We start from the raw sequence: 22755 nt of genomic DNA, 5'->3' as shown, positions 1-22755 counted from the left end.
GTAAGGTGCGTAGTTCACAGACTAAGAAATATTAGGTAAATTTCATGCTTGGAATCACACTCAGCACGCGCTACAGCATTATCCGTCACTTGGGAGGCGGCGGATTTGCTCAAACTTATTTAGCTGAAGATAAACAGCTACCAGGCAATCACCTCTGTGTCGTCAAGCAGCTTAAACCTCAAGCAACCGATCCGGAAACTCTACAGATAGCCCGACGTTTGTTCGATACTGAAGCACAGGTTTTGTACAAGTTGGGAAATCACGATCGCATTCCCCAACTTTTTGCTTATTTTGAAGAAAATCAAGAGTTTTATCTCGTTCAAGAATTTATCGAAGGTCACGATTTAAGTCAAGAAATTACGCCCGCTTCTCCGGGAAATGCCGGAGGGATGAAGGAAGATCGAGTCATTTGTATATTGGAGGAACTTCTCGAAATCTTAGATTTTGTACACCAGCAAAATGTGATTCACCGCGATGTAAATCCTCGCAATATCCTGCGCCGAGAGCGAGATAATAAGTTAGTGTTAATCGACTTTGGAGCAGTCAAAGAAATCACTACTCAAATTACTAATCCTCAGCCGAAGAATAGCTTAAGTGTGAGCATCGGAACTCCCGGTTATATGCCCAGCGAACAAGCTCACGGCAATCCGAAACTCAGCAGCGATATTTATGCTGCAGGTGCGATCGCAATTCAGTTCCTCACTGGCATAAATCCTCACCAAATGCCAAAAAACCCCGATACAGAGGAAATTATTTGGCAGGACAAAACATCCGTTAGTCCTGAATTTGCAAACATTTTAGATAAGATGGTAAAGTACGATTTTCGGCAACGTTATTCTAGTGCAGGCGAAACGCTGCAAGCTATTAAAGAATTGAAAAATTCTTTCAGCGGTACAGTTCCTGTATTGCCTCCGGTTGCTGCTGCGAATAAGTCGGTAAAATCCCGAAAAAAACTGTATTTAAAAATATTGTCGATCGCGAGTTTGATTGGCATCAGTATTATAGCATCTATTTATGGTGTAAACACTTTTAATTCTGCCAATGCAACTGACCTGTACAACCGAGGCAATACTCTTTACAATTTAAGCCGATTTGAAGAAGCTCTTGCCGCTTACGATCGAGCAATAAATCTCAGGCCAGAGTACGCGGAAGTCTGGCAGGAAAAAGCAAAAACTTTGTACAAATTAAAAAAATACCAAGAATCGCAGGCAGCTTATGATCAAGCCATAGAATTAAAGCCGGAATACTTAGAAGCTTGGACGGGACGCGGTTATGCTTTGGATAAGTTGCAACAGTCTCAAGAGGCGATCGCATCTTTTGATAACGCTTTGAAAATCCAGCCCGACTATGCCGCCGCCTGGGAAGGCAGAGGCGATAGTCTGTTAGATTCGCAGCGGTACGAAGAAGCGATCGCATCCTACGAAAAAGCGGTACAGTTTCAGCCCAATTTGTACGGTGCTTGGTACAATCGGGGACAAGCTTATCAAAAATTAAAACAGTACGATCGAGCCGTAGAATCCTATGAAAAAGCAGTTGAAATTAAATTCGATAATTCTGAAGCTTGGTACAATTTAGGCAATGTTTTCCTCGAATTAAACAAAAACCAAGAAGCTTTTGAAGCCTACGAAAAAGCCGTGCGGTTTCAGCCCAATTTTTATCAAGGCTGGTACAGTAAAGGCATCGCTTTGCTGAAAATGCGGAGGCATGAAGAAGCGGTAGAAGCTTACGAAAAAGCTGTTAAATTAAAACCTGATTATTATCAAGCCTGGTACAATTTAGGTTGGTCGTACCACGAACTACGCAAGTACGAACAAGCAATTCAGTGTTACAGCAGAGCCTTAGATTTAAACCCGAAAGAATCTCAAGCGTGGTACAATAGAGGCAATGCTCAGTACAATTTGCAGCGGTACGAAGATGCGCTAGTCTCTTACAATGAAGCCGTCTATGTCAAGCCTGACTATTCGGAAGCCTGGTACAGCCGTGGCAATGCACTTGTGGCGGTAAAAAGATACGAAGACGCGATCGCCTCCTATGACAAAGCAATTCGCTACAAACCGGATTACGGAGCCGCAATCGAAGCAAAAAAGCGGGCAGAAAGTCAGCTAGGAAGAAGCCCGCTAGAATCCGAACAACAACAATAATTGTTATTAGTTCCCTTAAGCGGACTTTGTTTGACAAGAAGCAATTTTCCTTGCCAACTTTTATCTTTTAGCGAACAGCGGGAGCAATTACGGTAACTCGGCGGCTGTCTACTAACATCGGCCAAAAACCTCGATCGCTCAATGTTTTTACTGCTGCAGTAGCGGCGTTTTGATCCGTTGTATAAGCGACGAATAAAAAGGGACGCTGGCCGTAGGAAGCTAAGCCTACTTGCGTGCCTAATACTTGCCTGACTTGGGCGGCTAATTCCGGTTGGTTGAAGTAATCTACTAACACTGCATAACCAGGGCCTAGGGGTCGGGGATTGAAGGCAAGATTGCCCCTTGAAGAATTGGTGATTGGTTCAAAACCTGGTGCTGGTTGAGGGTTGTAGACTGGTAAATTTTGGGGTAGTGCCACTGCGGGCGATCGTACTACGTAAGCTTGCAATCCGACAACATCTTCGATGTATTTAACCCAATCGCTGGCGATTTGCGAGTCGCGAAAGCCACCAACTCGCGTCACCGTGTCATTGATGTACCGACAAACTGTGTTATTAGTATTTCCAGGGAAAGAGCGTTTTGCTCTTTCTTGCTGTTCGGGTGTTCGGGTGACAATTAACAGTAGATATTCATCGGACTGGGGCGGTTGGCAGCTCGATTGAGCTTTAACAGAACTCGATAAAATTGTCAAGGCAAAAATGGCTATCGAAGTAGAAGAAAATAGGGGTAAAGACAAAATAAATTTGTACAGTTTACCCCTAATTGTTGTTAGTTCTTTTGTCTGGTATTTTGCTATTTTGTTCATGCTGTCTGTAGTGATGCAAGGGCATCTGGAATAGTTGATGATGGTGCTTGGAATTCACCTGTCAGTACATATTCTAATCGCAGTTTCAACCAGGTGATGAAGACTGGATCGGTAGAAATAATAGCGGCGGCTGGCTGAGGGCATTTTGCTTTAACTTCTGCCATTGTCGGTGCTTCTAGGAAAGCAGGCTGTTTGACTAGCCAGAAGTCTATTTGTTTTTCTTGTTCGTTGTAGTTGCGAGTTCTTTCTTTAAACACTTCATCTAGGGCTTCTTCTTCTAGCAAAAAGCGTTGGCTGGCTAAAACGTAGTAGTAGGTTTGCATTTTTCTCGGTTGTTATGGGTTGACGGTTAGCGGTTAATGCCACCTGTATCTGCCAGTTTTGCTGGTCAGGGGCGGGTTTGCTCAGTTGCGGTTGTTGGAGAGTTCTAGACTCTTGTGCCGTTTACTTTACCTTATTTGTTGTCATCTTGGGTAGATGCAGAGCAAGTCGCCTCAGAAAAATCTTTGGTGGTGAGAGTTGGGGGAGTTGTGAGAGTTGCGAGAGTTGCTGGTTTTTTGGGGATTTAGGCGATTATTTTTCGGGCTGGTGATTTTCGGGAAAATTTAGGTGACAATAGGAAATTAGATGGAATTGCACGTTAAATAATTACCAATTATTGAGACAATCTGGGGGCTGTTAAACCTGATTGGGAGTGGTTTGCATATGAAAATACTTCAGACAGTTTTTGATTGCCAACCGTAAAAAAGGCTTTCATGACGATTCGGCGATCGAGCTGCCTGCGTTACAATCAAGGGTTTGTGGCTACTACCTAAAAACTGTCCTGACTATTGTATTTAAATGTAAAATGTGTGGATTGATTTGCTCTGACCCAAATAGCGATCGCCCCGCTGTCACTTCCCCCATCCCACCAAAAGCGATCGCCCTCCGCCCCTGCTCAAATAAGCTCAACAAATCAGCTAAATTTGTTGCCCAGGGAATGCAGCCAAAGGCTAAACTAATCTAAGTTTTACCATAAAATTTTCTCCCCGTTCATGAACATCGCTTATTTAGTCAACCAATATCCCAAAGTCAGCCACAGCTTTGTCCGCAGAGAAGTCCTAGCGGTTGAAAATTGCGGCATGAAAGTCGCACGATTTTCGATCCGATCCTGCGAATCAGAACTCGTTGATGAGGCCGACAAACTAGAGCAACAATTGACTAAAGTAATCTTAGGAGTTGGTGTACAGGGGTTAGCGTGGGGTTTGCTGCGCGTTGCCGCAACTAGACCAATTCGATTCATCGAAGCTGTGCGGTTAATGTTCAAAGTTGGCTGGCACTCGGAACGGGGGATTTTGCTGCATCTAGCTTATTTAGCAGAAGCTTGCATTCTTTTAAATTGGTTTGCAGAATCGGGTATCGCACACGTTCACGCTCACTTCGGGACAAATTCCACAACAGTCGCAATGCTGTGCCGCGTGCTGGGCGGCCCGACTTACAGTTTCACGGTTCACGGCCCTGAAGAATTTGATAAAGCGACTCTTCTTTCCTTAGACGAAAAAATTAAACGATCGACCTTTGTAGCAGCAGTTAGTTCCTTCGGTAAAAGTCAGCTTTTTCGATGGTGCGATCGCACTTTTTGGTCAAAAATTCACGTCATACACTGCGGCGTAGATGCTGCATTTTTAGCTGCACCCTACGTCCCCATACCCGCAGCACCACGCTTAGCTTGCATTGGCCGCCTCAGCGAACAAAAAGGTCATTTGTTATTGCTAGAAGCTGCTAGCAAGTTAGCAGTTCAAGGCTTAGAGTTTAAGTTGGTACTCGTAGGAGACGGGCCGCTGCGATCGGATATTGAACAGCAGATTCAGCAACTCGGCCTGCAAAATCATATAGAAATTACCGGCTGGGCCAGTGGCGATCGAGTTCAGCAAGAGATTTTAGCTTCACGGGCAATGGTATTGCCTAGTTTTGCTGAAGGTTTGCCCGTCGTAATTATGGAAGCCCTCGCTCTCAATCGGCCCGTAATTAGCACTTATGTTGCTGGCATCCCGGAACTCGTAGAACCCGGTGTTTGCGGTTGGTTAGTTCCTCCCGGTTCCGCAGAAGCATTAGCGGTAGCGATGCGCGCGGTATTGGAAGCACCTTTAGAAAAGCTAGAACAAATGGGGCAAATAGGAGCCGAGAGAGTAGCTCAACAACACAATGTTGATTTAGAAGCAAAAAAATTAGTGGCGCTGTTTGAGAGTGCTTGAGAATGGTGCAAAACCTATTGATTAACTGACATCTTGCATCATTATTAATAAGTCTTTCAAGGGCAGGCAGAATGCCCAACCCCTACTCCCCACAGGAAAATTAATTGTTTGTGGAACAGGCATCTTGCCTGTTCCTTTAAATAAAAGAACCTACTTACAAACTTTTTAAGGAATAGGAACTGAACGCAACAACTTGTCAACAATAGTCTTAGCCCTCCTTCCCCCCGCCGGAATCAAACGGTGAGAAAGTACGTGCGGCGCCAAATATTTCACATCGTCAGGAGTCGCATAATCCCGGCCCTCCATAAACGCCAAAGCCTGCGACGCCCGGTGCAAAGCCACCGCGCCCCGGGGACTCACCCCCAGAGTAATCTCCTCATCCTCCCGTGTCGATCGCACCAAATCTACAATATACTGTTTCAAAGAGGCTTCCACCTTCACACCAGCGCACAAACGGCGCAATTCCTGCACTTCTTCCAAAGAAATACAAGGCTGCAAATCTTCAACAGCAAAACTATCAGAAAGCCGTTCCAACATTTGCAACTCTTCCAACGCAGCGGGATAGCCCAAAGTCAAAGACAAAGTAAACCGATCCATCTGCGCTTCCGGCAGCGGAAAAGTGCCTTGATATTCGATCGGGTTCTGAGTCGCAATCACAAAAAACGGCGTCGGAACATTTCGAGAAACTCCATCTACTGTCACCTGCTTTTCTTCCATCACTTCCAGCAAAGCTGACTGAGTTCGCGGCGTCGCCCGATTGATTTCATCGGCAAGCAAAACATTAGCAAAAACTGGTCCTGGCAAAAACTCAAACTCTCCGCTGCGCGGATTCCAAATATTAGTACCGGTGACATCCGTCGGCAACAAATCGGGAGTGCACTGAATCCGCTGAAACTTCCCATCGATCGATCGCGCCAAAGACTTCGCCAGCAGCGTTTTTCCCACACCAGGCACGTCTTCCAGCAGCGCGTGTCCGCCCGAAAGCACCGCTACCAACACCAAGCGAATAGCATCGGCTTTGCCAACAATAGTTTTGCCTAGATTTTGTTTGAGCCGCTCAATATGTTGTCTCATATCCCTGATTTCTAATTGTTAATTGCGAATTGCTAATTGCTAATTGTTGAAAAGATATCAAGATTGCCAAAATCTTGAGTCTTTGCCTTGCGGACTTCGTATTTGTACAACTAGAATTTAGTCTGACTCATCTTGCACCATTTTTAAAAGCGATCGCCTGTTCTAGATCACATAATTATTAGACTTTAGCAGTTAAGAGGCTTCTAGCAATATCGCAATCTGCCTGAATTTGAGTTTTGAGAGATTCCAGAGAAGCGAATTTTTGTTCGGGTCGCAAAAACTCTACCAAACTCGCGCTCAAGGTTTTACCGTACAAATCCCCAGACCAATCTAACAGGTGAACTTCCACAGTGGGTTGTAGGCCGTCTACTGTCGGGCGGCAGCCAACATTCATCACCCCATTGACAAAAGATAAATTTGATGCTGTGCCGGGAATTAGAGATTTGGGATTTTCCTGCTGATAGGAAGAACTTTCCTCATTCATCTTTTCCCATCCATGCTTCACCGAGACTCGCACCGCGTACACGCCAAAACGTGGCAAAAATTTTTCCGGCGGCAGTTCGATATTAGCAGTAGGAAATCCGATCGTCCTGCCCAGCCGCTGTCCGCCCACCACAGTCCCGACTAAACTGTAAGGTCGCCCCAGCAACTGATTCGCTCTTGTGAGGTCGCCGGATGCCAGACCTTCGCGGATTGCAGAACTGCTGATCCGATCGCCCTCACCGCAATTATGCAGCGGTACAAGAGCAACATCAATACCGTAACCAGAGGCGATCGACTGCAAATCCACAGCCGTCCCAGCGCGTCCCCGTCCAAACCGAAAATCAACCCCCACACTAATTCGACTCGCTTTTAGTTGTCGCACCAGAATTTCCTCGACAAACTCAGAAGCAGTCAAAGCCGCCAATTCTCGATCGAACGGCAGCAGCACAAGTTGCTCGACGCCCATTGCTGCGAGCAATTCTACCTTTTCTGCCAGAGGCGTCAGCAGTTTTTTCGGTTGACCCGTAAAAAATTCTTGCGGGTGGGGATCGAATGTCACCACAGTGCTGTAAAGTCGATCGCCCCCATCAGAATCGATCCCAGAGAGGCTGTTGCCCTCTGCCCTAGGGTCTATCAAACCCTCGAAATTATGGCGGCTGTCGGCTCGATCCGGCGGTGCTGCTGAGTCATTTTCGCAGGTCGCCGGAGGTTCGCTTTCCAAATTTTCATCTCTGCCAGCGTTGGAGCGCAAGTGTGGCCCCGACGCAATAACCGTCGCAGAATTTTGCCCAGGCGATCGATTTAAAATTGGCTGCACGACTTGTCGATGCCCTAGGTGCAAACCATCAAAGTTTCCCAAGGCAACAGAAGTTGGAGTCAGAGCAGCGGTACAAGAAGAAGTTACCCACACGCTTAAAATTTTGACATACTTAGCCAGATTGCGATCGCCAGTCGATTTTAGATTTTAGATTTTAGATTTTAGATTTTACTCCACAGATAAATCTGGAAGGTTGAACTTGGGTCTAAAGTTTTTGGTTTTCCACGACAGGAGTACGTGGCACGGTATCCGTCTTTGAGTGAGGTCAATCGATTTTCGATTTTCGATTTTCGATTTTCGATTAAAGAATTGAAGCATTGACCCCACGGATAAATTCGGGGACTCCTCTATCGGATACAGGTTTTTTATTTCTGGGTCCTGAGTCTGCGAAGGAATGAATCCGGGGGCTTGTATCCTGGATGCTTTCGGTCAGGCCTCGCTTAAATTTCCGATTTCACAGATCAAGACTTCAGAACCATCTGGCAATCTCACATCCCTCAGACATGAACTTGAGGCGCTTGCACCGACGCTTCAGACAAATCGTTATCAGGAGGCAGCAATTGTAACGACAAACCTTCCCGCGCCATCAAACTGTTCGGGAACCTTTGAGCCACTTGTTCTCCCACCCTGTCTAAAAACTCGTCATTGTGCAGCGGATCGTGGTGAAAAATCACCAACTTTTTGACATTAGCAGCCTTTGCCACCTTCACCGCTTCCTGCCAAGTCGAATGTCCCCAGCCGACCTTGCTGCTCTTCTCCGCATAATACTCCTCATCGGTATAAGTAGCGTCGTAGATCAGCACATCAGCATTTTGAGCTAAATACAGCACATTTTCGTCTAAACGATCGGGAAAATGTTCGGTATCAGTCACGTAAGCAGCCGAATACCCCCGCCAGTTTACGCGGTAGCCTATAGCTTCGCCTGGATGGTTCAACAAAGCAGTTTCCACCTTAATATCTCCGATTTCCAGCGGTTGGCCCACTTCTATATCGTTAAATTTCAGGTCTGCCCCCATAATTTGCAGGGGTACCGGAAAATTCGGGTGCAGCATCTGGTCGTGGAGGCGCTGCTGGATAGTAGCCTTATTAGGAGCAATAGCCCCATAGATGTGAAAGCAGTTCCCAGGAATAAAAGCTGGGACAAAAAATGGGAATCCTTGAATGTGATCCCAGTGAGAGTGAGTAAAAAACATATGAGCTTTTACGGGCATCTGGGACAGGAGAGTTTGTCCCAAAACCCGCAATCCAGTACCGCCATCGAAAATTAGGCGATTGTCACCCACTCGCATTTCTACACAGGGCGTGTTGCCCCCGTAACGTACTGTTTCTGCCCCGGGAGACGCTATGCTACCTCTAACGCCCCAGAAGTGAACCGTGAATTGGTTTTGCATACTAGACATGGGTTTTCTTGCAAGATTGTTCCAGCGAGTTATCGATAAGGTGTTTACATATTACTAAGGGCTTTACCATCAAACCCAAGCTCTTTGACGGTCGAGTTCCCCACTTGTTGGAAGTGCCAAGAGTCTCGCTCATCGCGAGAATGCAAAACTGTTGGGCTTGACAACTGAGCAATAAATTACAAGGTAGACTAATCAAGTCTCGATCGTAACTATTCTTTTCTTCTCTTCACTAGCCTAACCTCCGCAGACACACTTTGGGGCCGCCGTTGTGTATGAGTTTGGTCAAAAGCCGCTGTTTTTCCAGCCTCCGCACTTGCCGAACCGGATGGCGCGGTCGGTTGTTTGCCTTGCTGGTTTACCGGTTTGAACCCGGATGATGGCTTTCCTGCTATCTAGTCCGGTCGATCGACCATAATATGCAGGTGTCGGGACTTTTTTGCGCCGATATCTGGCTGATATTGCCGATCGGGCGTAAAGGCGCCTCTACAATAATGACGGTTAATTTACCCGACTTGAGATGCTCCCGCCATCGAACCCCTGCCCATGAGCATCAGGGACTCCTTTTTACGAGAACCCAGTTTAATTAACTCAACTGCCATTAATTCAAAAATCTTAGCAGTTTAAGAATGCTTCTGCTATTAATTATCAACCAATACTGTCTGGATTCTGGGTCCGCCCAGAGGCTGCGGTTCGTCCCGCTAGCGGTCAAGCTGAACCCACCCTCATCTGACATCGGGGTAGCAGCGAGAGCCCGGACCTGGGGGCAAAAGGCTAAATTTTCGTCGTGCATTTCTTGGCGGAGGAATTGAATCACTCAAAATACCCCTATTTTCTGAAGTTAAAAAATTTCGATTTTTTGCCATCCTGCCAACTCTGATCCCCCTTGGGTCTCAACAGTGATTCAGAAATATTCCCTGTTAACCTGTGGTGCTTTTCTCAACCATCTTCAATCGATCTATTTTTGGTAAGGATTTCTCGGAATTCAGCGCAGTTGCGGTACTCGCCACGGGTTTGAATTTCGGGTATCATAGAGTCTTAGACTCTTGTTTACCGAGAATCTAAATCAGTGCTAAACAAGCCTGGATAACTTTAAGTTATTTTTCAAAAAAGTCAGTATGAATCAAGTTGAAAAAACTACAACTAAGCTGAATAGATCGCCTGTGAAAGTGTCCGATCGCACTTTGGAACTCGGTAATCTTCCCTTGAGCGACCTGTCTTTAGAAATAACTGATGGTCAAGCTTTGAGGGATTTGAGTTCGGACGATCGCCCGCCGGGAACCCCAACAGCCACAGGCCGGACTGCCGCAACAAGACGCCGGAGGGTAGATGGCAACAGCGATCGGGCCCAATCGCCTGTGGTTTCTACTGCGTTTCTCAAATGGCTGCTAGAGAGTTTGACTCGCTCAAAAGGTTGGCTGGGAATTGTCACCCTGGCAGCAGTTTGGGGGTGGTGGAACAGTCAGTTACTGTTTTCCACAGGCCTGGGGATAGCAGCAATGATGCTGGTTTACCGAGGGCAGTCGTGGGACTGGCAATTGCTGCGGGCAAAAGGCGAGCAATTTTGGGAGGGCCCGAACCGTCGGTTCGTTTTAGCCGTCGGTACGGGCGGGATTGCTACCTTGGGCGCTTACATGAGTTTGGCGATTTGGGCTGACTCAAGCAGCCACTGGATGGCTTTGAGCGTGATTTTGCAGAATTTGGGGACGATCGCGATTGCAGGGCTGTTGCTGCGGCAAGGGTTGAGTCGGAGGGCCGCAAAAGATGAAGTGGCGCTCGATCGCATCTTGGCGGATTTGACTGATGCTGACCCCGTGAAGCGTTTAATTGCAGTGCGGCAAATGACCGATTTGGTGAATCAGGGTGGGTTTGGCCCTGTGAGCTCTGTCAAAAGTTCGTTAGCGAAGCCCTCGCAGAGGATCGCCCGTTCCCGCGCTGCCGAGTGCTTTCGCCTGATGCTGAGTCGGGAACCAGAAGCTTTAGTCCGCAATGCCCTTCTCGAAGGCTTGCAGACTTGGGACGCTACTTATGGCTTTGCTCTAAAATCCAAAAATCAAGTCATCGACTATTAGCTGACCGTCAAAAGCGTAAAAAGTAATTTTATGAATATTCGGAGCTTTTACGCGCAGGGGAGCCCTAGGGGCGATCGGAGAATTAGACCCCACCAGATTGGGCGCCGGCATTTCATCCTGAACAATTGGGTTGCCGTCAATGTCACAAGCAGATAAAACAGTTCGTCGCGAACTGGTGACAAGTCCTGACACCCAGCGAACTGGATACTTAAAAGTTACTTCTATCAGTCCGCTTTTGGGGGCCCCCATTAACACTGTTGCCGCAGAGCCCGTGAAAAATGCTGGGTTTGAAGGTTGGATGGCGACGGCATTGCTAAAAGTCACCCCCCAATGTGCAAACTGGTGTTCTACTACTTCAAAGCATTTCAAGTCTTCTAAAGCTACGCGGACGATCGCAGGTACCGTGGCGCGCGATCGCACCTCTGACCCGACGCCTGAGCGTTCTGGAGTGGCGACCAAAGACTTTTTGCTGTTTAAATCCATGCTTCGATAGGCTGTGTCAAATTCTGCAAACCCGTCTGATTGAAGACTTTTCGCATCAACCATAAAACCCTCGCGATCCCTTTTTCTGAGCAGTTGCATTTTAGTAGACCTCCCTGAGATTAGTTGTTTCTTGTGTTTTGGAATTGATAACGGCGAGGCCCGTGATTGCCAAACCTGCAATTAGGAATCGAAACCCCATCGCCCGCCCTCCAACAAAGACTTTCGACCTCAAAAGCCACTGCTCCGCAAAATATCGTGATTAATGATTTGTGATTTGCCAGCGTCGGCCAACCTGCCTCCTGCCTGAAAGCGAGTTCTAATACTCCTCCTTTCCGAGCGTCTGCTTTCCGGCTTGGCGAACAGACTCTATTTTGTTGAGGGGTCTTACCCATCATTTTGCTATTATCTCCGATCGGCGCTAGTTTGCAAGGGTAAGGATAACTACACAGCCGAATTGCCCAAATCGCAAAACTTACTTGCTGTCTGTAGTTTCACGCTTCACCTGTACTAAAATAGATTTAAATCATTACTCAATCTTTACAAAAACGCCACCAGCTTTGCAAGTTTTTTAAACAAAGACGGGGCGGCTCAAAAGAATCTAAAATATAACAGCGATTAAGGTTAGTTTATGCTTGTACCCCTTGGCTTCGGTCAGCGATCAATAGTTACTTCTCTCGGCAGAATGGTTTACTACACTGCTGAAAAAATGCCTTGGATGGGGTTGCCGACCTCAACTTCGGAAAATAAACCGAACTTAGTATTTTTTCACGGTTTTGGTGGCGGGTCGAGTGCCTACGAATGGTCGAAAGTTTATCCGGCTTTTGCGGCAGAATATCGAATTTTAGCACCCGATTTAATCGGTTGGGGGCGATCGGAACATCCCGCAAGAAATTATCAGGTGGAAGATTATATCACAACTTTGATCGAATTTCTCGAAAAAACTTGCGGCAGTCCGACAGAGGTGATTGCTTCTTCGCTAACAGGGGCGATCGCGATTCGAGCTGCGATCGCACGGCCGGATCTCTTCAAATCCCTAATTTTGACCATACCCAGCGGTTTGTCGGACTTCGGACAAGATTACGGCACAAGTTTCTTCGCTAAGCTAGTCAACACGCCGATATTAGATCGCTTGCTCTACAGTACCGGAATCGCCACAGACGGTGGCATCCGTAGCTTCCTAGAACAACGCCAATTTGCCGATTCGCGTCGCGTTTACCAAGAAATTGTTGATGCTTACCTCGCATCTGCTTTGGAACCAAATGCAGAATATGCCGCCCTGTCTTTTGTGCGGGGAGATTTGTGCTTTGACTTGTCGCTGTACATCACTCAGCTAACAACGCCGACAGCGATCATTTGGGGAGAAAAATCGCAGTTTACCGGGCCCGATATCGGCCAGCGGTTGGCAAACCTCAACCCCGAAGCAATCAAAGTTTTTCAACCTCTGGAAAACGTAGGTTTAACTCCGCAGTTAGAAATTCCCGCGGTCACGATTGGCTTAATTCGGCAATACTTAAAATTGCTTTCGGAAGGGTAAAGAAGTTCGGCAACGGATTTTGTAACGGATGTAACGGATGTCAGTCCGATGTTCGTCGGAAGAAGGAAGAAGGAAGAAGGAAGATGAATTCCCTCTTCCGCATTAGCAATGACTAATGACTACTGACTACTGACTACTGACTACTGACTACTGACTACTGACTACTAATTATTCTTTCACTCGCACGTCGATAACGCTGGCGTTGAAAATGTACTTGTTGCCTTCAAGCTCTAGCGTAGTGCCAATTTTGACTTTCGTATTACCTAAAACCGGGCCATTTTCAGTAAGTTGACCTTTTCCCTCTAAGGTAAACATCATATTTTTGCTGAAGGCTTCTTCTTCTCGGGGATCGGGGAGAGCTTTCAGAGTGCCGTTGGGCTGAGGAACTGCTAGGGTTCTGGTGAGAGTTTTGACAGATTTGATGGTAATCTGACCGGAGGGTTGATTGCGGATCACCACATTGATTTTATCACCTGGTTTGAACAAATCTTGAACATTTGTTCCTTTGAGACCGATCGCAATTGCATCAATCTCTACAGGTTTGATACTGGTGCCGACTTGGGCTACGGAACCGCCAGAAGTGCCGGGAAAGAAGAAGATTCCGACTGCAACTAGCAGTACGATCAGAGCGGCAGCTACGTCTAGAATGCTGAGTTTGCCGAACAGTCGGCCTTGAGAATCTAAAATTTTCATAATCGCCTATTATACTGATAGCGACAGGAGTATGTTTACAAGCTCAGGACTTACGCAGACATCAATGAAAAACAGATGCTGCTATTGCTGAGCTACCGCTGGCAATGACATACTTTATTGATTCGTAAGTCATGAAGCTAAAAGATATTACCACAACGATCGCCCAAAATCCGCATGACTGGGGCACTTAACCCAGAAGGCAGTTGACGGCGGTTGGTTGGCCGACAGGCCGATCGCCCATAAGCTGGTGGCGCCGTTAAAAATTGACAAAAAGCTAGAATAGCAACTAAGCAGCCTCAAATTACGTCTGCCTATTTAGTGACTTTTCGAGTATTTCCTCAAATTTTATCTAACTTCTCCCACGTATCAATCATGTTAAAAAGTTTTTGGTTGACTTGCCGGCGTACTTGTGGCCGGGGGATTTATCTGTTTCTATCCCTGATTGTGGCTGCAGGTATCGGGCTGGTTTCCCCGGAACCGACTCAAGCATTTTCTTTGCCTGAACTGATTTTTCGGGGCATCCAAGTTATTCAATTGTCGAATATGTCCGATCGCCAAGAGGTGACTATTGGCCAACAAATTAATCAGCAGTTAACCAACAGCGAGTTTAAGATTGACCGCGATCGGGACACTACAGAATATATCAACCGCATCGGTCAGCGGCTCGCTCAAGAAAGCACTCGCCCCGATATTCCTTATACTTTTCAAGTGATTGACGACGACAATATTAATGCTTTTGCAACTATGGGCGGTTTTGTTTATGTGAATAAAGGTTTGATGGCGGCGGCGGACAATGAGGCAGAATTGGCAAGTGTGATCGCCCACGAAATAGCTCACATTAATGCTCGCCACGCGATTAAACAAATGCGTCAAATGGCCATCGCTTCAGGTGTAGCTTCGGCGACAGGGCTCGATCGATCTCAGGCGGTTCAGATTGGAGTGGAATTGGCTTTGCGGCGCCCCCACAGTCGCCAAGCTGAGTATGAAGCAGATCAGTTGGGATTGCAAACTATGGGGCGAGCGGGCTACGCTCAATCTGGGATGGTAGATTTTATGAAAAAGTTGCTCAACAAGCCTTCTCCTCCTAGCATTTTGAGCACTCACCCGGCTACTGCCGATCGTATTGCTGCTATTTCACAGGCTATAGATCCGGATCTTGCTAGCGGTGAAGGTTTGAATAATGAGGATTACAGGCTAGAAATCCGCAGGCTTTTGGGCTCGTAGAAATTCTCAATCTGTCAGGGGACTCTATTGTTTTCTCTTCTATTTTCTTCTCTTTTATTACTTCGCGCTCCTCGCGTCTTCGCGGTTCGTTAAAAAATAAATCCAGTTATATCATGTCCCATGGATTAACCATAATAGCCCGGTCGGGGCGGGTTTTTGAGATTGTCAATTATTGGCACGTATTGTTGGTGAACCCGCCCTACAAAAATCGCGGTTCCTCCACCGGACATGATATTACTAGGGTACGTCAGAAGCAGGTTAATTTCGATTTAAGAGATCGGACTTAAGCGGACCTACCCTAAAACTACAAATTGATTTAACACTGCTGTTGAACAACAGAATCGATCGCAGCTTGGGGGGGTGGAATCGGCTGCGGCTTCAATTGCCGGACAACTTCGTCAAAGGGCAAAATTCGGACTTGATTGTTAAATACATTTACTTGATAAACTCTGCGGTAGCTGAGGTCAAATCCTGTCAGCCAGCCGCTTTTGGGATGATAAGCACCCGTGTCAATATCCAACCACCCTTCGCCCCTGACTAATTCGCCCGGTCTGACCCCATGAAAGGTAAAGGTGATCGTGTGACCGGTGATAATTAATTTATTGGGAAAATAGGGTTTCGACATGGTGTGAAATTCCCTGCGAATCCAACACAGTTGTTCGATCGACTGTTCATCGATCGACAGATGGGGGTCAACGCCGGCGTGAACCAGCCAGATGTCCCCTAAGTCCAGGTGCGTGGGGAGCGATCGCAGCCACTCTAAGTGTTTGTACGGCATCATCCCTGTATCTCTGTAGCTCGCTACTGTCGCATCGCCGCCACTGTAGAGCCAAGATTGCCACGCTCGCATATCCATCGGCGTCCCCGACAAAGCCTCCAGCATCAGTTGTTCGTGGTTGCCCAACAGAGTTTGGTAGGGGCTTTGCTGCACAAAATCTAAGACCTGAGCGCTTTTGGGGCCACGATCGATTAAGTCTCCTAAAAAATAGACGCGATCGTTCGAGCTGGGGGCAAGTGCCTCTAGCAGGGTCATTAAGCCGTCGTAATGCCCGTGTACGTCCCCGATAACAATGCGCCGATGCTCCATTGTGTTTATCCGCTTCCCTGACTCAAAAGCCCCATCTCTAGCTTATAGCATCTGATTTTGCTGCTATTTGCCTTCCCTCTTTTACCGTGGAGGGGTGTCACCCATTATAGTGCTTTGTATAAAGATTCTGTAAAGCTCGCCAGTACCTGTTTGCGTAGCTACTGATAGAAACACAGGCAAGCTGTTAATTGTGGTTCTGCCACTGCTGTTACTGAGGCAAAGCTTTGAGTTATTTCACGCTTTAGGGTGCATCAGCGATTAGCCGACGGATTAAGTCGAAAATAATCCTAGCTGACACACCGTAAAATACGATCGAGCCTTAACGATTGTTACTGAGTCAAAGCTTTGAGGAATGTCTGGAGTTCTGCCAAAAAACCTTTCTTTTTTAGAGGTTTTGCAGGTGTGGTGGAGTCAGGATCGGCGCTTGGGAGAGAAGCGGCTAAAATCCGCTCTAAATCGTCTCCGACTGGTTTGTGGGCGGTTTCAGAAATTAGTTCGTATTCGTCGTTTGTTTCCAGCCACACTTGCCAGGATTGGGGGTAGCAGCGGAATAAAGCAGCAGTGTCTAAGGGTCTGATATAGTAGCAGGATTCAATTTTGCTGAGGAATCGATCGCGCAATTGGCGACCCGCATAGCCTATACCTATAGTGGCAACGTCTTCGAGGCGCGGGTTGAGTAGAATTACTGGGCGACCGGCCGCAGCTATATAAATTTTTTCGACTTGGGCCACTTCTACGGCTGCTGGATTGATCAAAAGGAAAAGTTGATCTTCCGGTGATATTTTATCTTCAACAGGGGTGCGACTGCTACCCAAATCAGTGACTTTAAACGGTGTTTCTCCCCAGTCGCGGCGCGCGAGGGCTGCCGCACCAGTGTCGGGAAAAAAGACTTTTACTCCGGCGTAGATTTCCTCAAATTCTGGGAGGAATTCTAGGGTGATAGACTGTGCTTGCAGGGCGATTTCTGGAAATACTAATTCGACTTGCAGTAGAGTTTTACCGTCCGAGAGGGCGGCGGCGGTGGCAATGCGGGATTGGGCGATCGCCTCGTTGAGATCCTTGGGCAGTTCTGTCATTAATCTAATTGTTTTTACTCGACTTCTCTCAATCTAATTTTACCTGAGATATTGCACCATTCTCACTTACCTATTCTTGAGCATGGTACAAGATGTAAGTTTTACCGTCTCAAGCAACAAAAGCTAACACCGACACGGGCGAACCGGAACCTCCCAAAAGGCGCAATATTCCGATAACTAAAGTGATTTTAGCCGCAGGTAACAAGTCGAGATTTGCTAGATTTTCCAGCACTATTCGCTGCTTTTCTAATACCAATTTGTTAACCGCAAAACTTTCATCTCGCCCGGTATCGACTCCGTGGGTGTCGGTTCCAATTCCCGCAATCGAGCGTTCTTCTAGCAAAAATTGAGTGACTGCTTTGCCAAATCCGGGAAAGTGGCAAATTCCGCGATCGTCTCGGTTGAAAAATGCTTTCTCCTCATCCCATTTTTCTTGCCAGCCAGTATACAATAAAACTAGATTTCCCGGTTCTATAAGTTTGTACTGCCGTTCCCAAGTCAATATATCATCAATTGTTAAAGTGTAGTCGGGATTGGCAAGACATTGCTCTCGGATGTCGATCGCAATTGCGGGCACAACGAGCGACTGCGGGGAATAATTATCAATGCTGGCGCCTCCTGCATAAAAGCTGTTGGGTGCGTTGATGTGAGTGCCGCTGTGTTCTCCCATCGAGAATTTTCGCAGGAAATACCCGTCTGTGTCTATTTGAGCTACTGGGGCAATTTCTGTCGCTGGATCTCCTGGCCAAATGGGAATGTTTGGGTGAATTGAATGGGTTAAGTCTACAATTTTGCTGTAGGCGATCGTTTTTAAGTTATTTGACTTAAAGTTGTTTGTCATCAGGTTAAATATATCTATTATTTATTAAACACAGTTGAGTTTTTGACCTTCTGCGAGCTCAATCTAAAATCTAAAATCTAAAATCTAAAATCTAAAATTCGATTAGTCGATCGAGGGTTGCTTCCATCACATCCTTGGTTTGCCCGGAAACAGTATACACCAAAGCTTCTCGATAAACTCTCCCGGCCGGGTGTAGCGTACCGTTAGCAGCACCGCTAGAAACTGCAACCGCAGCGTGCCCGCAACGCATCGCTAAATCAATGGCTTGAGCTCGCAGCGCTAATTGTTCTGCTTTCGAGCTATGTTGAGATTGTGGGAAATTCTGTTTTAGCCGATCGAGCTTTTGCTCCAGTTTTTGACAAGCCGCCGTTATAAAAGGTGAATTCTTAGCAGCCGCCGCTGCTGCAATTACATCCAATCCCGCTCGAATACAACCAAAATTACCCGGAACAAAATTCAGTATATTTTTGGTGTCGTTTTCCGAAATCCAGCCGACAGGTTTAACTGAAATTATTTTCGATTCATGCAGCAACCAATTATCGAGAGTTACTGTCACAGTATTAGTCGAGTTCATGGCGATTAACTGCATGATTTCGCTACAAGCTATTTTACCAGATTCGCGTTCAATATTGGCAAAAGGCACTAAACCGAAAACAGCGCGTTCGTCAGGAAGTACCGCCGCTACAATAAACTTTTGAAACAAGCCAAAACCTGTTACCCAAGGAACTTTTCCTGACAATAAATAACCCGCTTTTGTGGGAGTTGCGGTGACGGCCGGATTGCCCGATCGCCTCAAATGCGAAAACCCAATACCCAAGCGTAACTCTTTTTGGGCGATCGCGGGCAAGTATCTGCTTTTTAACATTTCATTGTCGCTGTTGGCAATCATCGCAGTTGCGCTGTGGTGCTGAGTTTGCAGGAAAGACAAAGCGCCGGAATATCGAGCCGTCAATTCCTGATATTTGTAAAAAATCTCCGGTGCAACTTCGACACCGCCCCATTTTTTGGGAACTCGCAACGCTAAGAGCGATCGATCTTCCAATCCCGCAACTGCTGTTTTCAGCGCTTCCGAGTCGCTGTCGATAATTTCCGCGTAGGGTGAAACGCACTTTTGCAGGTAAGTTTCTGTGTAGTAAAGAATATCTTGAAATTCCATTTTTTATGATAATTTTCTAGTTGTTTTTACCATTACTTTGGAAAGTTTCATTACCCACGCATAGGTAGCGAGAAACCCAGTTATTACGATTTTTGTGGCGAATCACGAGACATCTACGAAAACACCGGGTTTCTGAGATAATTTTATAGTTATTTTTATTCAAAGTTCTATGGGGGGCAGAAAAATCCGCCCCTAAACTAACTCATTCCCAAACTTTCCAAGGAGCCTTCCCTTCATCCCAAAGCTCGTTTAAATACTTGTATTCTCGAAAAGTATCCATCGCAAAGAAGAAGCCCTCATGACGGTAAGCCATCAACTGTCCGTCTGCCGCCAAACGCTGCATCGGCTCTTGTTCTAAAATACAATCATCTCCCCCCAAATACTCAAATACCCGGCGGTTAAATATCATATATCCAACACTGATCCAGCCATCTATTTGAGGTTTCTCCGAAAATTGTACTACGCGGCTATCGCTGTCTACATCCAAAATCCCAAAGCGAGAAATCGGGCGAAATGTAGTGACAGTTGCCAGCTTACCGTGAGACTTGTGAAAATCCATCAAGGCGTCAATATCGACATCAGCAACTCCATCGCCGTATGTCACCATGAAATTATCGTGATCGATATATTTTTCTATCCGTTTTACCCGCCCTCCCGTCATGCTTGCCGCGCCAGTTTCAGCCAGGGTAACATTAAAATCTTGTTCGAGATGTTCCTCATGATAAGTGATGGTATTTTGGCGTCCCAGACAGATAGTAAAGTCATTGTTCATGGCTTCATAATTGAGGAAATATTCTTTAATCATGTTGCCGCGATAGCCCAAGCACACAATAAATTTTTGGAAACCGTAGTGTGCATAGATTTTCATGATGTGCCAAATAATCGGATGCCCCCCCACCTCAACTAAGGGTTTGGGACGAAATTCTGTTTCTTCTCTGAGACGGGTACCGAGACCACCTGCGAGGATAACTACTTGCATTTTGTCACATTTTTAAAGATGATAAATTAATTTATCATCAATCATCAGGGATTTTTTCAAAGAATTATTAACATTTTCTCATAGTGAGTGAAGCTTTGTAAACCAACAAAATCACGAATTATTATAAATAATCGTATGGTGATCCGTGGGCACCGTGTATTTAGGAATAATCCTAGGGTGTTCCGTACACACCATGTATTTAAATGCTGCGCGCAATTTCTAACTAAGAGTAGGGTGGGTACTGCGGACAGTATATTTGAATACAGCGCAATTTCTAACTTATTAATAGTCGATTAAGAAATAGACAAAAAAGCAGCAAAGACCTATACTAAATATAATAAAGACATTCAACAGCAATGAAAAATCAACTCGATCGCCTAAAAAACTTTTTAGGTATCCTATGCGCGATCGCCTCAATAATTATATTATTCCAATCGGCTATACCTGGTGTTTACGCCACGGTTGTTGCACCGAAAATCTCAACCATACCACAAACCAGCGTAGCTTTTGTACCCAACATACCGGGTGGCGGATTAGACTTTCACGAATCAGCAGGAGGACACACTTTAGAGAGACACGTTGCTAAAACAGAAGCACAACTAGCACAGCGACTCGCAAGCGAAACGAGAATTTCTGCAGCATCTTCTTTTACTGACCGTTCCGTCGCCGAAACGGCTATTGCAGAAGCAATGAACAGAAATCAAAGTGCGATCGACTCTTGGGTGAAAAGTCAAGGTAATCGTTATACGATCGACTACAATGCCAACAGAATAATTGGCATTACTCTGCGTCGCCGCGCATCCAAAGCAACTTCAACATCTCGCCTGAGAATCATCCTTCAGCGCAGCGCCAAATTACCTCCCGGATACTTTATTCTCACAGCCTATCCCCAATGATCAATCAATTTCCTCATTTAACCCAATTTTTAAGTTCCTACTTTCACCAAGACTGGCCGTTAGAAGCTGACACTCCCAGCGATGTAGTGAACAACTACCGCAGCAGCGAACCTGCAGCAAGTGTTGAAGCTGCATCACAAGAGCTCAGCAAACTGCTCGCAATGCCGATCGCCCCAGCCGATTTAGAAGCATTCATCATTGATGAATTAGGGTGTTACTACGACCCACAATCCGAAAATCAAACAGTCAGAGAATGGTTGGAATCTGTGCAAAAATCTTTAAAAAATCTCAGCTAAACTTTATATATTTGTAATAAAACGGCTATATATTTGTAAGGACACGGCACTGCCGTGTCCCTACAATTTATTCACAATTTAATAGGGTAGCTAGCTCACTTGCTAACAGTCAATAAGTAGCCTTCGTGGACGTTGAAATTAGGGATAACATAAGCCAAGCTGCCGCTACCCACCGAAAAACTTTCTTCTTTAACTGTGACAAGCTGTGGCACGGCTCCTTCTTGATTGTTGGGAATTTTTTCTAATTTTAGAGTGATTTTCTGACCTCTTTGAATACCTAGCTGCTCCAAATTGCCGAGGGTTAATGTTACCGTTGTTGCTGAGGAAAAATTGGGGTCGAAATAACCTAAAAGTATCTGTGCTTTACCTTCAGGATTTGACTTGCTGGCTAAAGCGACAAGGCGATTGTTATTTGACCAACTCCGCACCCGCGAATTAACTCCGTCAGCATAAGCTTTGTAAGCCCACCAAGCTGCTCTTGGTTCAAAAGTATTAGGCGTGACCATCCCACTCAGCGTATTGTTGAAGCAATTGCTAACTTTATTTGGCCCTTTAGCATCCCAACAAGCTCTGCAAGCACCGTCAGCTTTTGCATACTCTAAGTTATACAAATAACCTAAGATTTCTCCCGGCTGGTACTGCGCTAAGTTCCCGACAATTTCGTTGACGTAAATTTTTTGCAATTTCAGTTCCTTGTAAGAGGGACTTTGCTGAAAATTGCGTTTAGCCTCAATTACGTGATCGTCAACAAATAAAATCATTGCGTCGTTAAGTTCGTGCCATGAGAGGAAGTTTACTTCAAGTTTGTTGGCCTTGCAGTAATCCAAAAAAGCGGCGAGATATTCTTTGCTGTAGCGGCCGAGGCTTGGCCCGCCAATCATTGCTGACGGCCCCAATTCTTCCCGCAAAATTTTGTAAGCTCTTTTGTAAGTTTCAAAGAATTGTTCTCTGCTTCCCTTCCAAAATGGATCTTTCCAATCTGGCTCATTCCATACATCCCAAATAATTTTTTTGCCTTTATTTTGCTGGGCTAACTGTCGGATGAATGCTTCCCACGCGGGGTAGTTTTGATAGGGCCAGCCATTGGGATTAGTACCGTAGCCCCACAAGTCGCTAACTACTAACTGAAACTCGGCTCCGCTGGCGATTATGCGATCGTAAATATCGAGTCTCCCGGCGCGCCAAAGTTTCGGCTGCAAGGGTTTGATAGAACTATCCGGCGGTTTTGTGGTGTCGATTCCGTGCAGGATGCCGCTCATGGAAATTGTACCGGTGGCTGGCTGTCCAAAATCTACTGTAACGTTCGATCGCAGTTGGGCGATCGCTCTTGGCTGTCCCCAATAGGCTATTAACAGAACAGTGACAATAGCTAAACAAATTGTCAGCAGTTTATTAATACGTGGGAATTTGAATGTAAATTGCATATCTTTTGTTTGGTTGATGTTTTGTGGAATGGGCCGGAGATCC

22 protein-coding genes are annotated in these 22755 nt (G+C 46.1%); 9 read left to right on the top strand and 13 right to left on the bottom strand.

Features of this window, described 5'->3' with window-relative positions:
- Positions 1 to 44 precede the first annotated feature (44 nt).
- Complete coding sequence (locus QUA36_RS04000) at positions 45 to 2141, top strand: tetratricopeptide repeat protein (protein WP_333455694.1); 2097 nt, start codon at positions 45 to 47, stop codon at positions 2139 to 2141.
- Positions 2142 to 2208: 67 nt separating this feature from the next.
- Here the strand turns inward: QUA36_RS04000 and QUA36_RS03995 are convergent, their stop codons facing one another.
- Positions 2209 to 2946: a hypothetical protein gene (locus tag QUA36_RS03995; RefSeq protein ID WP_333455692.1), complete on the bottom strand. Its 738-nt coding sequence runs from the start codon at positions 2944 to 2946 to the stop codon at positions 2209 to 2211.
- A complete protein-coding gene (locus QUA36_RS03990; protein ID WP_333168452.1) occupies positions 2943 to 3269 on the bottom strand; it encodes an MgPME-cyclase complex family protein in 327 nt (108 codons plus the stop codon). Before QUA36_RS03990 ends, QUA36_RS03995 begins: the two co-directional genes overlap by 4 nt.
- A 114-nt stretch (positions 3270 to 3383) precedes the next feature.
- On the opposite strand from QUA36_RS03990, the gene QUA36_RS03985 reads away from it, so the two are divergent.
- The 3 genes from QUA36_RS03985 (at position 3384) to QUA36_RS03975 (ending at position 5180) form a co-directional block, all read left to right on the top strand.
- A complete protein-coding gene (locus tag QUA36_RS03985; protein WP_333455690.1) occupies positions 3384 to 3515 on the top strand; it encodes a hypothetical protein in 132 nt (43 codons plus the stop codon).
- 278 nt (positions 3516 to 3793) lie between these two features.
- The gene (locus tag QUA36_RS03980; RefSeq protein ID WP_333455688.1) at positions 3794 to 3952 is read left to right on the top strand and encodes a hypothetical protein; all 159 of its coding nucleotides are present in this window, start codon (positions 3794 to 3796) and stop codon (positions 3950 to 3952) included.
- Positions 3953 to 3980: 28 nt separating this feature from the next.
- Positions 3981 to 5180 carry a glycosyltransferase gene (locus QUA36_RS03975; protein WP_333455687.1) on the top strand — a complete coding sequence of 400 codons (1200 nt, stop codon included), beginning with the start codon at positions 3981 to 3983 and terminating at the stop codon, positions 5178 to 5180.
- A gap of 165 nt (positions 5181 to 5345) precedes the next feature.
- On the opposite strand, the gene QUA36_RS03970 is transcribed toward QUA36_RS03975, so the two are convergent.
- From QUA36_RS03970 to QUA36_RS03960, 3 genes are all read right to left on the bottom strand, one after another.
- Positions 5346 to 6254, bottom strand: coding sequence for a MoxR family ATPase (locus tag QUA36_RS03970; RefSeq protein WP_333455685.1), 909 nt, complete (start codon positions 6252 to 6254; stop codon positions 5346 to 5348).
- Between the two features lie 178 nt (positions 6255 to 6432).
- Complete coding sequence (locus QUA36_RS03965) at positions 6433 to 7647, bottom strand: bifunctional riboflavin kinase/FAD synthetase (RefSeq protein WP_333168444.1); 1215 nt, start codon at positions 7645 to 7647, stop codon at positions 6433 to 6435.
- A gap of 404 nt (positions 7648 to 8051) precedes the next feature.
- On the bottom strand, positions 8052 to 8954 hold the full coding sequence (locus QUA36_RS03960) for an MBL fold metallo-hydrolase (protein ID WP_333168443.1): 903 nt from the start codon (positions 8952 to 8954) through the stop codon (positions 8052 to 8054).
- A 1115-nt stretch (positions 8955 to 10069) separates the two neighbouring features.
- On the opposite strand from QUA36_RS03960, the gene QUA36_RS03955 reads away from it, so the two are divergent.
- Positions 10070 to 11023, top strand: a complete 954-nt coding sequence (locus QUA36_RS03955; RefSeq protein ID WP_333369493.1) for a hypothetical protein — start codon at positions 10070 to 10072, stop codon at positions 11021 to 11023.
- On the opposite strand, the gene QUA36_RS03950 is transcribed toward QUA36_RS03955, so the two are convergent.
- A complete protein-coding gene (locus QUA36_RS03950; RefSeq protein WP_333369495.1) occupies positions 10991 to 11605 on the bottom strand; it encodes a hypothetical protein in 615 nt (204 codons plus the stop codon). The two genes, QUA36_RS03955 and QUA36_RS03950, sit on opposite strands and share 33 nt — an antisense overlap.
- Positions 11606 to 12134: 529 nt before the next feature.
- Between QUA36_RS03950 and QUA36_RS03945 the strand changes: the two genes are divergently transcribed.
- Complete coding sequence (locus QUA36_RS03945; protein WP_333455682.1) at positions 12135 to 13040, top strand: alpha/beta hydrolase; 906 nt, start codon at positions 12135 to 12137, stop codon at positions 13038 to 13040.
- A 168-nt stretch (positions 13041 to 13208) separates the two neighbouring features.
- Here the strand turns inward: QUA36_RS03945 and QUA36_RS03940 are convergent, their stop codons facing one another.
- Positions 13209 to 13733 carry a DUF4330 domain-containing protein gene (locus QUA36_RS03940; RefSeq protein ID WP_333165398.1) on the bottom strand — a complete coding sequence of 175 codons (525 nt, stop codon included), beginning with the start codon at positions 13731 to 13733 and terminating at the stop codon, positions 13209 to 13211.
- A 372-nt stretch (positions 13734 to 14105) separates the two neighbouring features.
- Between QUA36_RS03940 and QUA36_RS03935 the strand changes: the two genes are divergently transcribed.
- Complete coding sequence (locus QUA36_RS03935; RefSeq protein WP_333165395.1) at positions 14106 to 14957, top strand: M48 family metallopeptidase; 852 nt, start codon at positions 14106 to 14108, stop codon at positions 14955 to 14957.
- A gap of 316 nt (positions 14958 to 15273) precedes the next feature.
- On the opposite strand, the gene QUA36_RS03930 is transcribed toward QUA36_RS03935, so the two are convergent.
- From QUA36_RS03930 to rfbF, 5 genes are all read right to left on the bottom strand, one after another.
- On the bottom strand, positions 15274 to 16044 hold the full coding sequence (locus QUA36_RS03930) for a metallophosphoesterase family protein (protein WP_333165392.1): 771 nt from the start codon (positions 16042 to 16044) through the stop codon (positions 15274 to 15276).
- A gap of 329 nt (positions 16045 to 16373) precedes the next feature.
- On the bottom strand, positions 16374 to 17120 hold the full coding sequence (locus QUA36_RS03925) for a DUF1995 family protein (protein WP_333455680.1): 747 nt from the start codon (positions 17118 to 17120) through the stop codon (positions 16374 to 16376).
- Positions 17121 to 17229: 109 nt separating this feature from the next.
- Positions 17230 to 17961 carry a cyclase family protein gene (locus tag QUA36_RS03920; RefSeq protein ID WP_333455679.1) on the bottom strand — a complete coding sequence of 244 codons (732 nt, stop codon included), beginning with the start codon at positions 17959 to 17961 and terminating at the stop codon, positions 17230 to 17232.
- Positions 17962 to 18052: 91 nt separating this feature from the next.
- Positions 18053 to 19117, bottom strand: a complete 1065-nt coding sequence (locus QUA36_RS03915; protein ID WP_333455677.1) for an acyl-CoA dehydrogenase family protein — start codon at positions 19115 to 19117, stop codon at positions 18053 to 18055.
- Positions 19118 to 19319: 202 nt separating this feature from the next.
- A complete protein-coding gene (gene rfbF, locus QUA36_RS03910) occupies positions 19320 to 20096 on the bottom strand; it encodes a glucose-1-phosphate cytidylyltransferase (protein ID WP_333165384.1) in 777 nt (258 codons plus the stop codon).
- Positions 20097 to 20452: 356 nt separating this feature from the next.
- Between rfbF and QUA36_RS03905 the strand changes: the two genes are divergently transcribed.
- Positions 20453 to 20992 carry an RNase A-like domain-containing protein gene (locus tag QUA36_RS03905; RefSeq protein ID WP_333455675.1) on the top strand — a complete coding sequence of 180 codons (540 nt, stop codon included), beginning with the start codon at positions 20453 to 20455 and terminating at the stop codon, positions 20990 to 20992.
- Positions 20989 to 21288, top strand: a complete 300-nt coding sequence (locus QUA36_RS03900) for a contact-dependent growth inhibition system immunity protein (RefSeq protein ID WP_333455673.1) — start codon at positions 20989 to 20991, stop codon at positions 21286 to 21288. Before QUA36_RS03905 ends, QUA36_RS03900 begins: the two co-directional genes overlap by 4 nt.
- A gap of 95 nt (positions 21289 to 21383) precedes the next feature.
- Here QUA36_RS03900 and QUA36_RS03895 read toward each other — a convergent pair whose 3' ends face one another.
- Complete coding sequence (locus QUA36_RS03895) at positions 21384 to 22712, bottom strand: GH39 family glycosyl hydrolase (RefSeq protein ID WP_333455671.1); 1329 nt, start codon at positions 22710 to 22712, stop codon at positions 21384 to 21386.
- Positions 22713 to 22755: the final 43 nt, after the last annotated feature.

It is taken from the genome of Microcoleus sp. Pol10D4, from assembly GCF_036701555.1.
Classification (GTDB): domain Bacteria; phylum Cyanobacteriota; class Cyanobacteriia; order Cyanobacteriales; family Microcoleaceae; genus Microcoleus.
The sequence above is the reverse complement of the archived record's forward strand: the minus strand, read 5'-3'. Positions and strand labels throughout refer to the sequence as shown.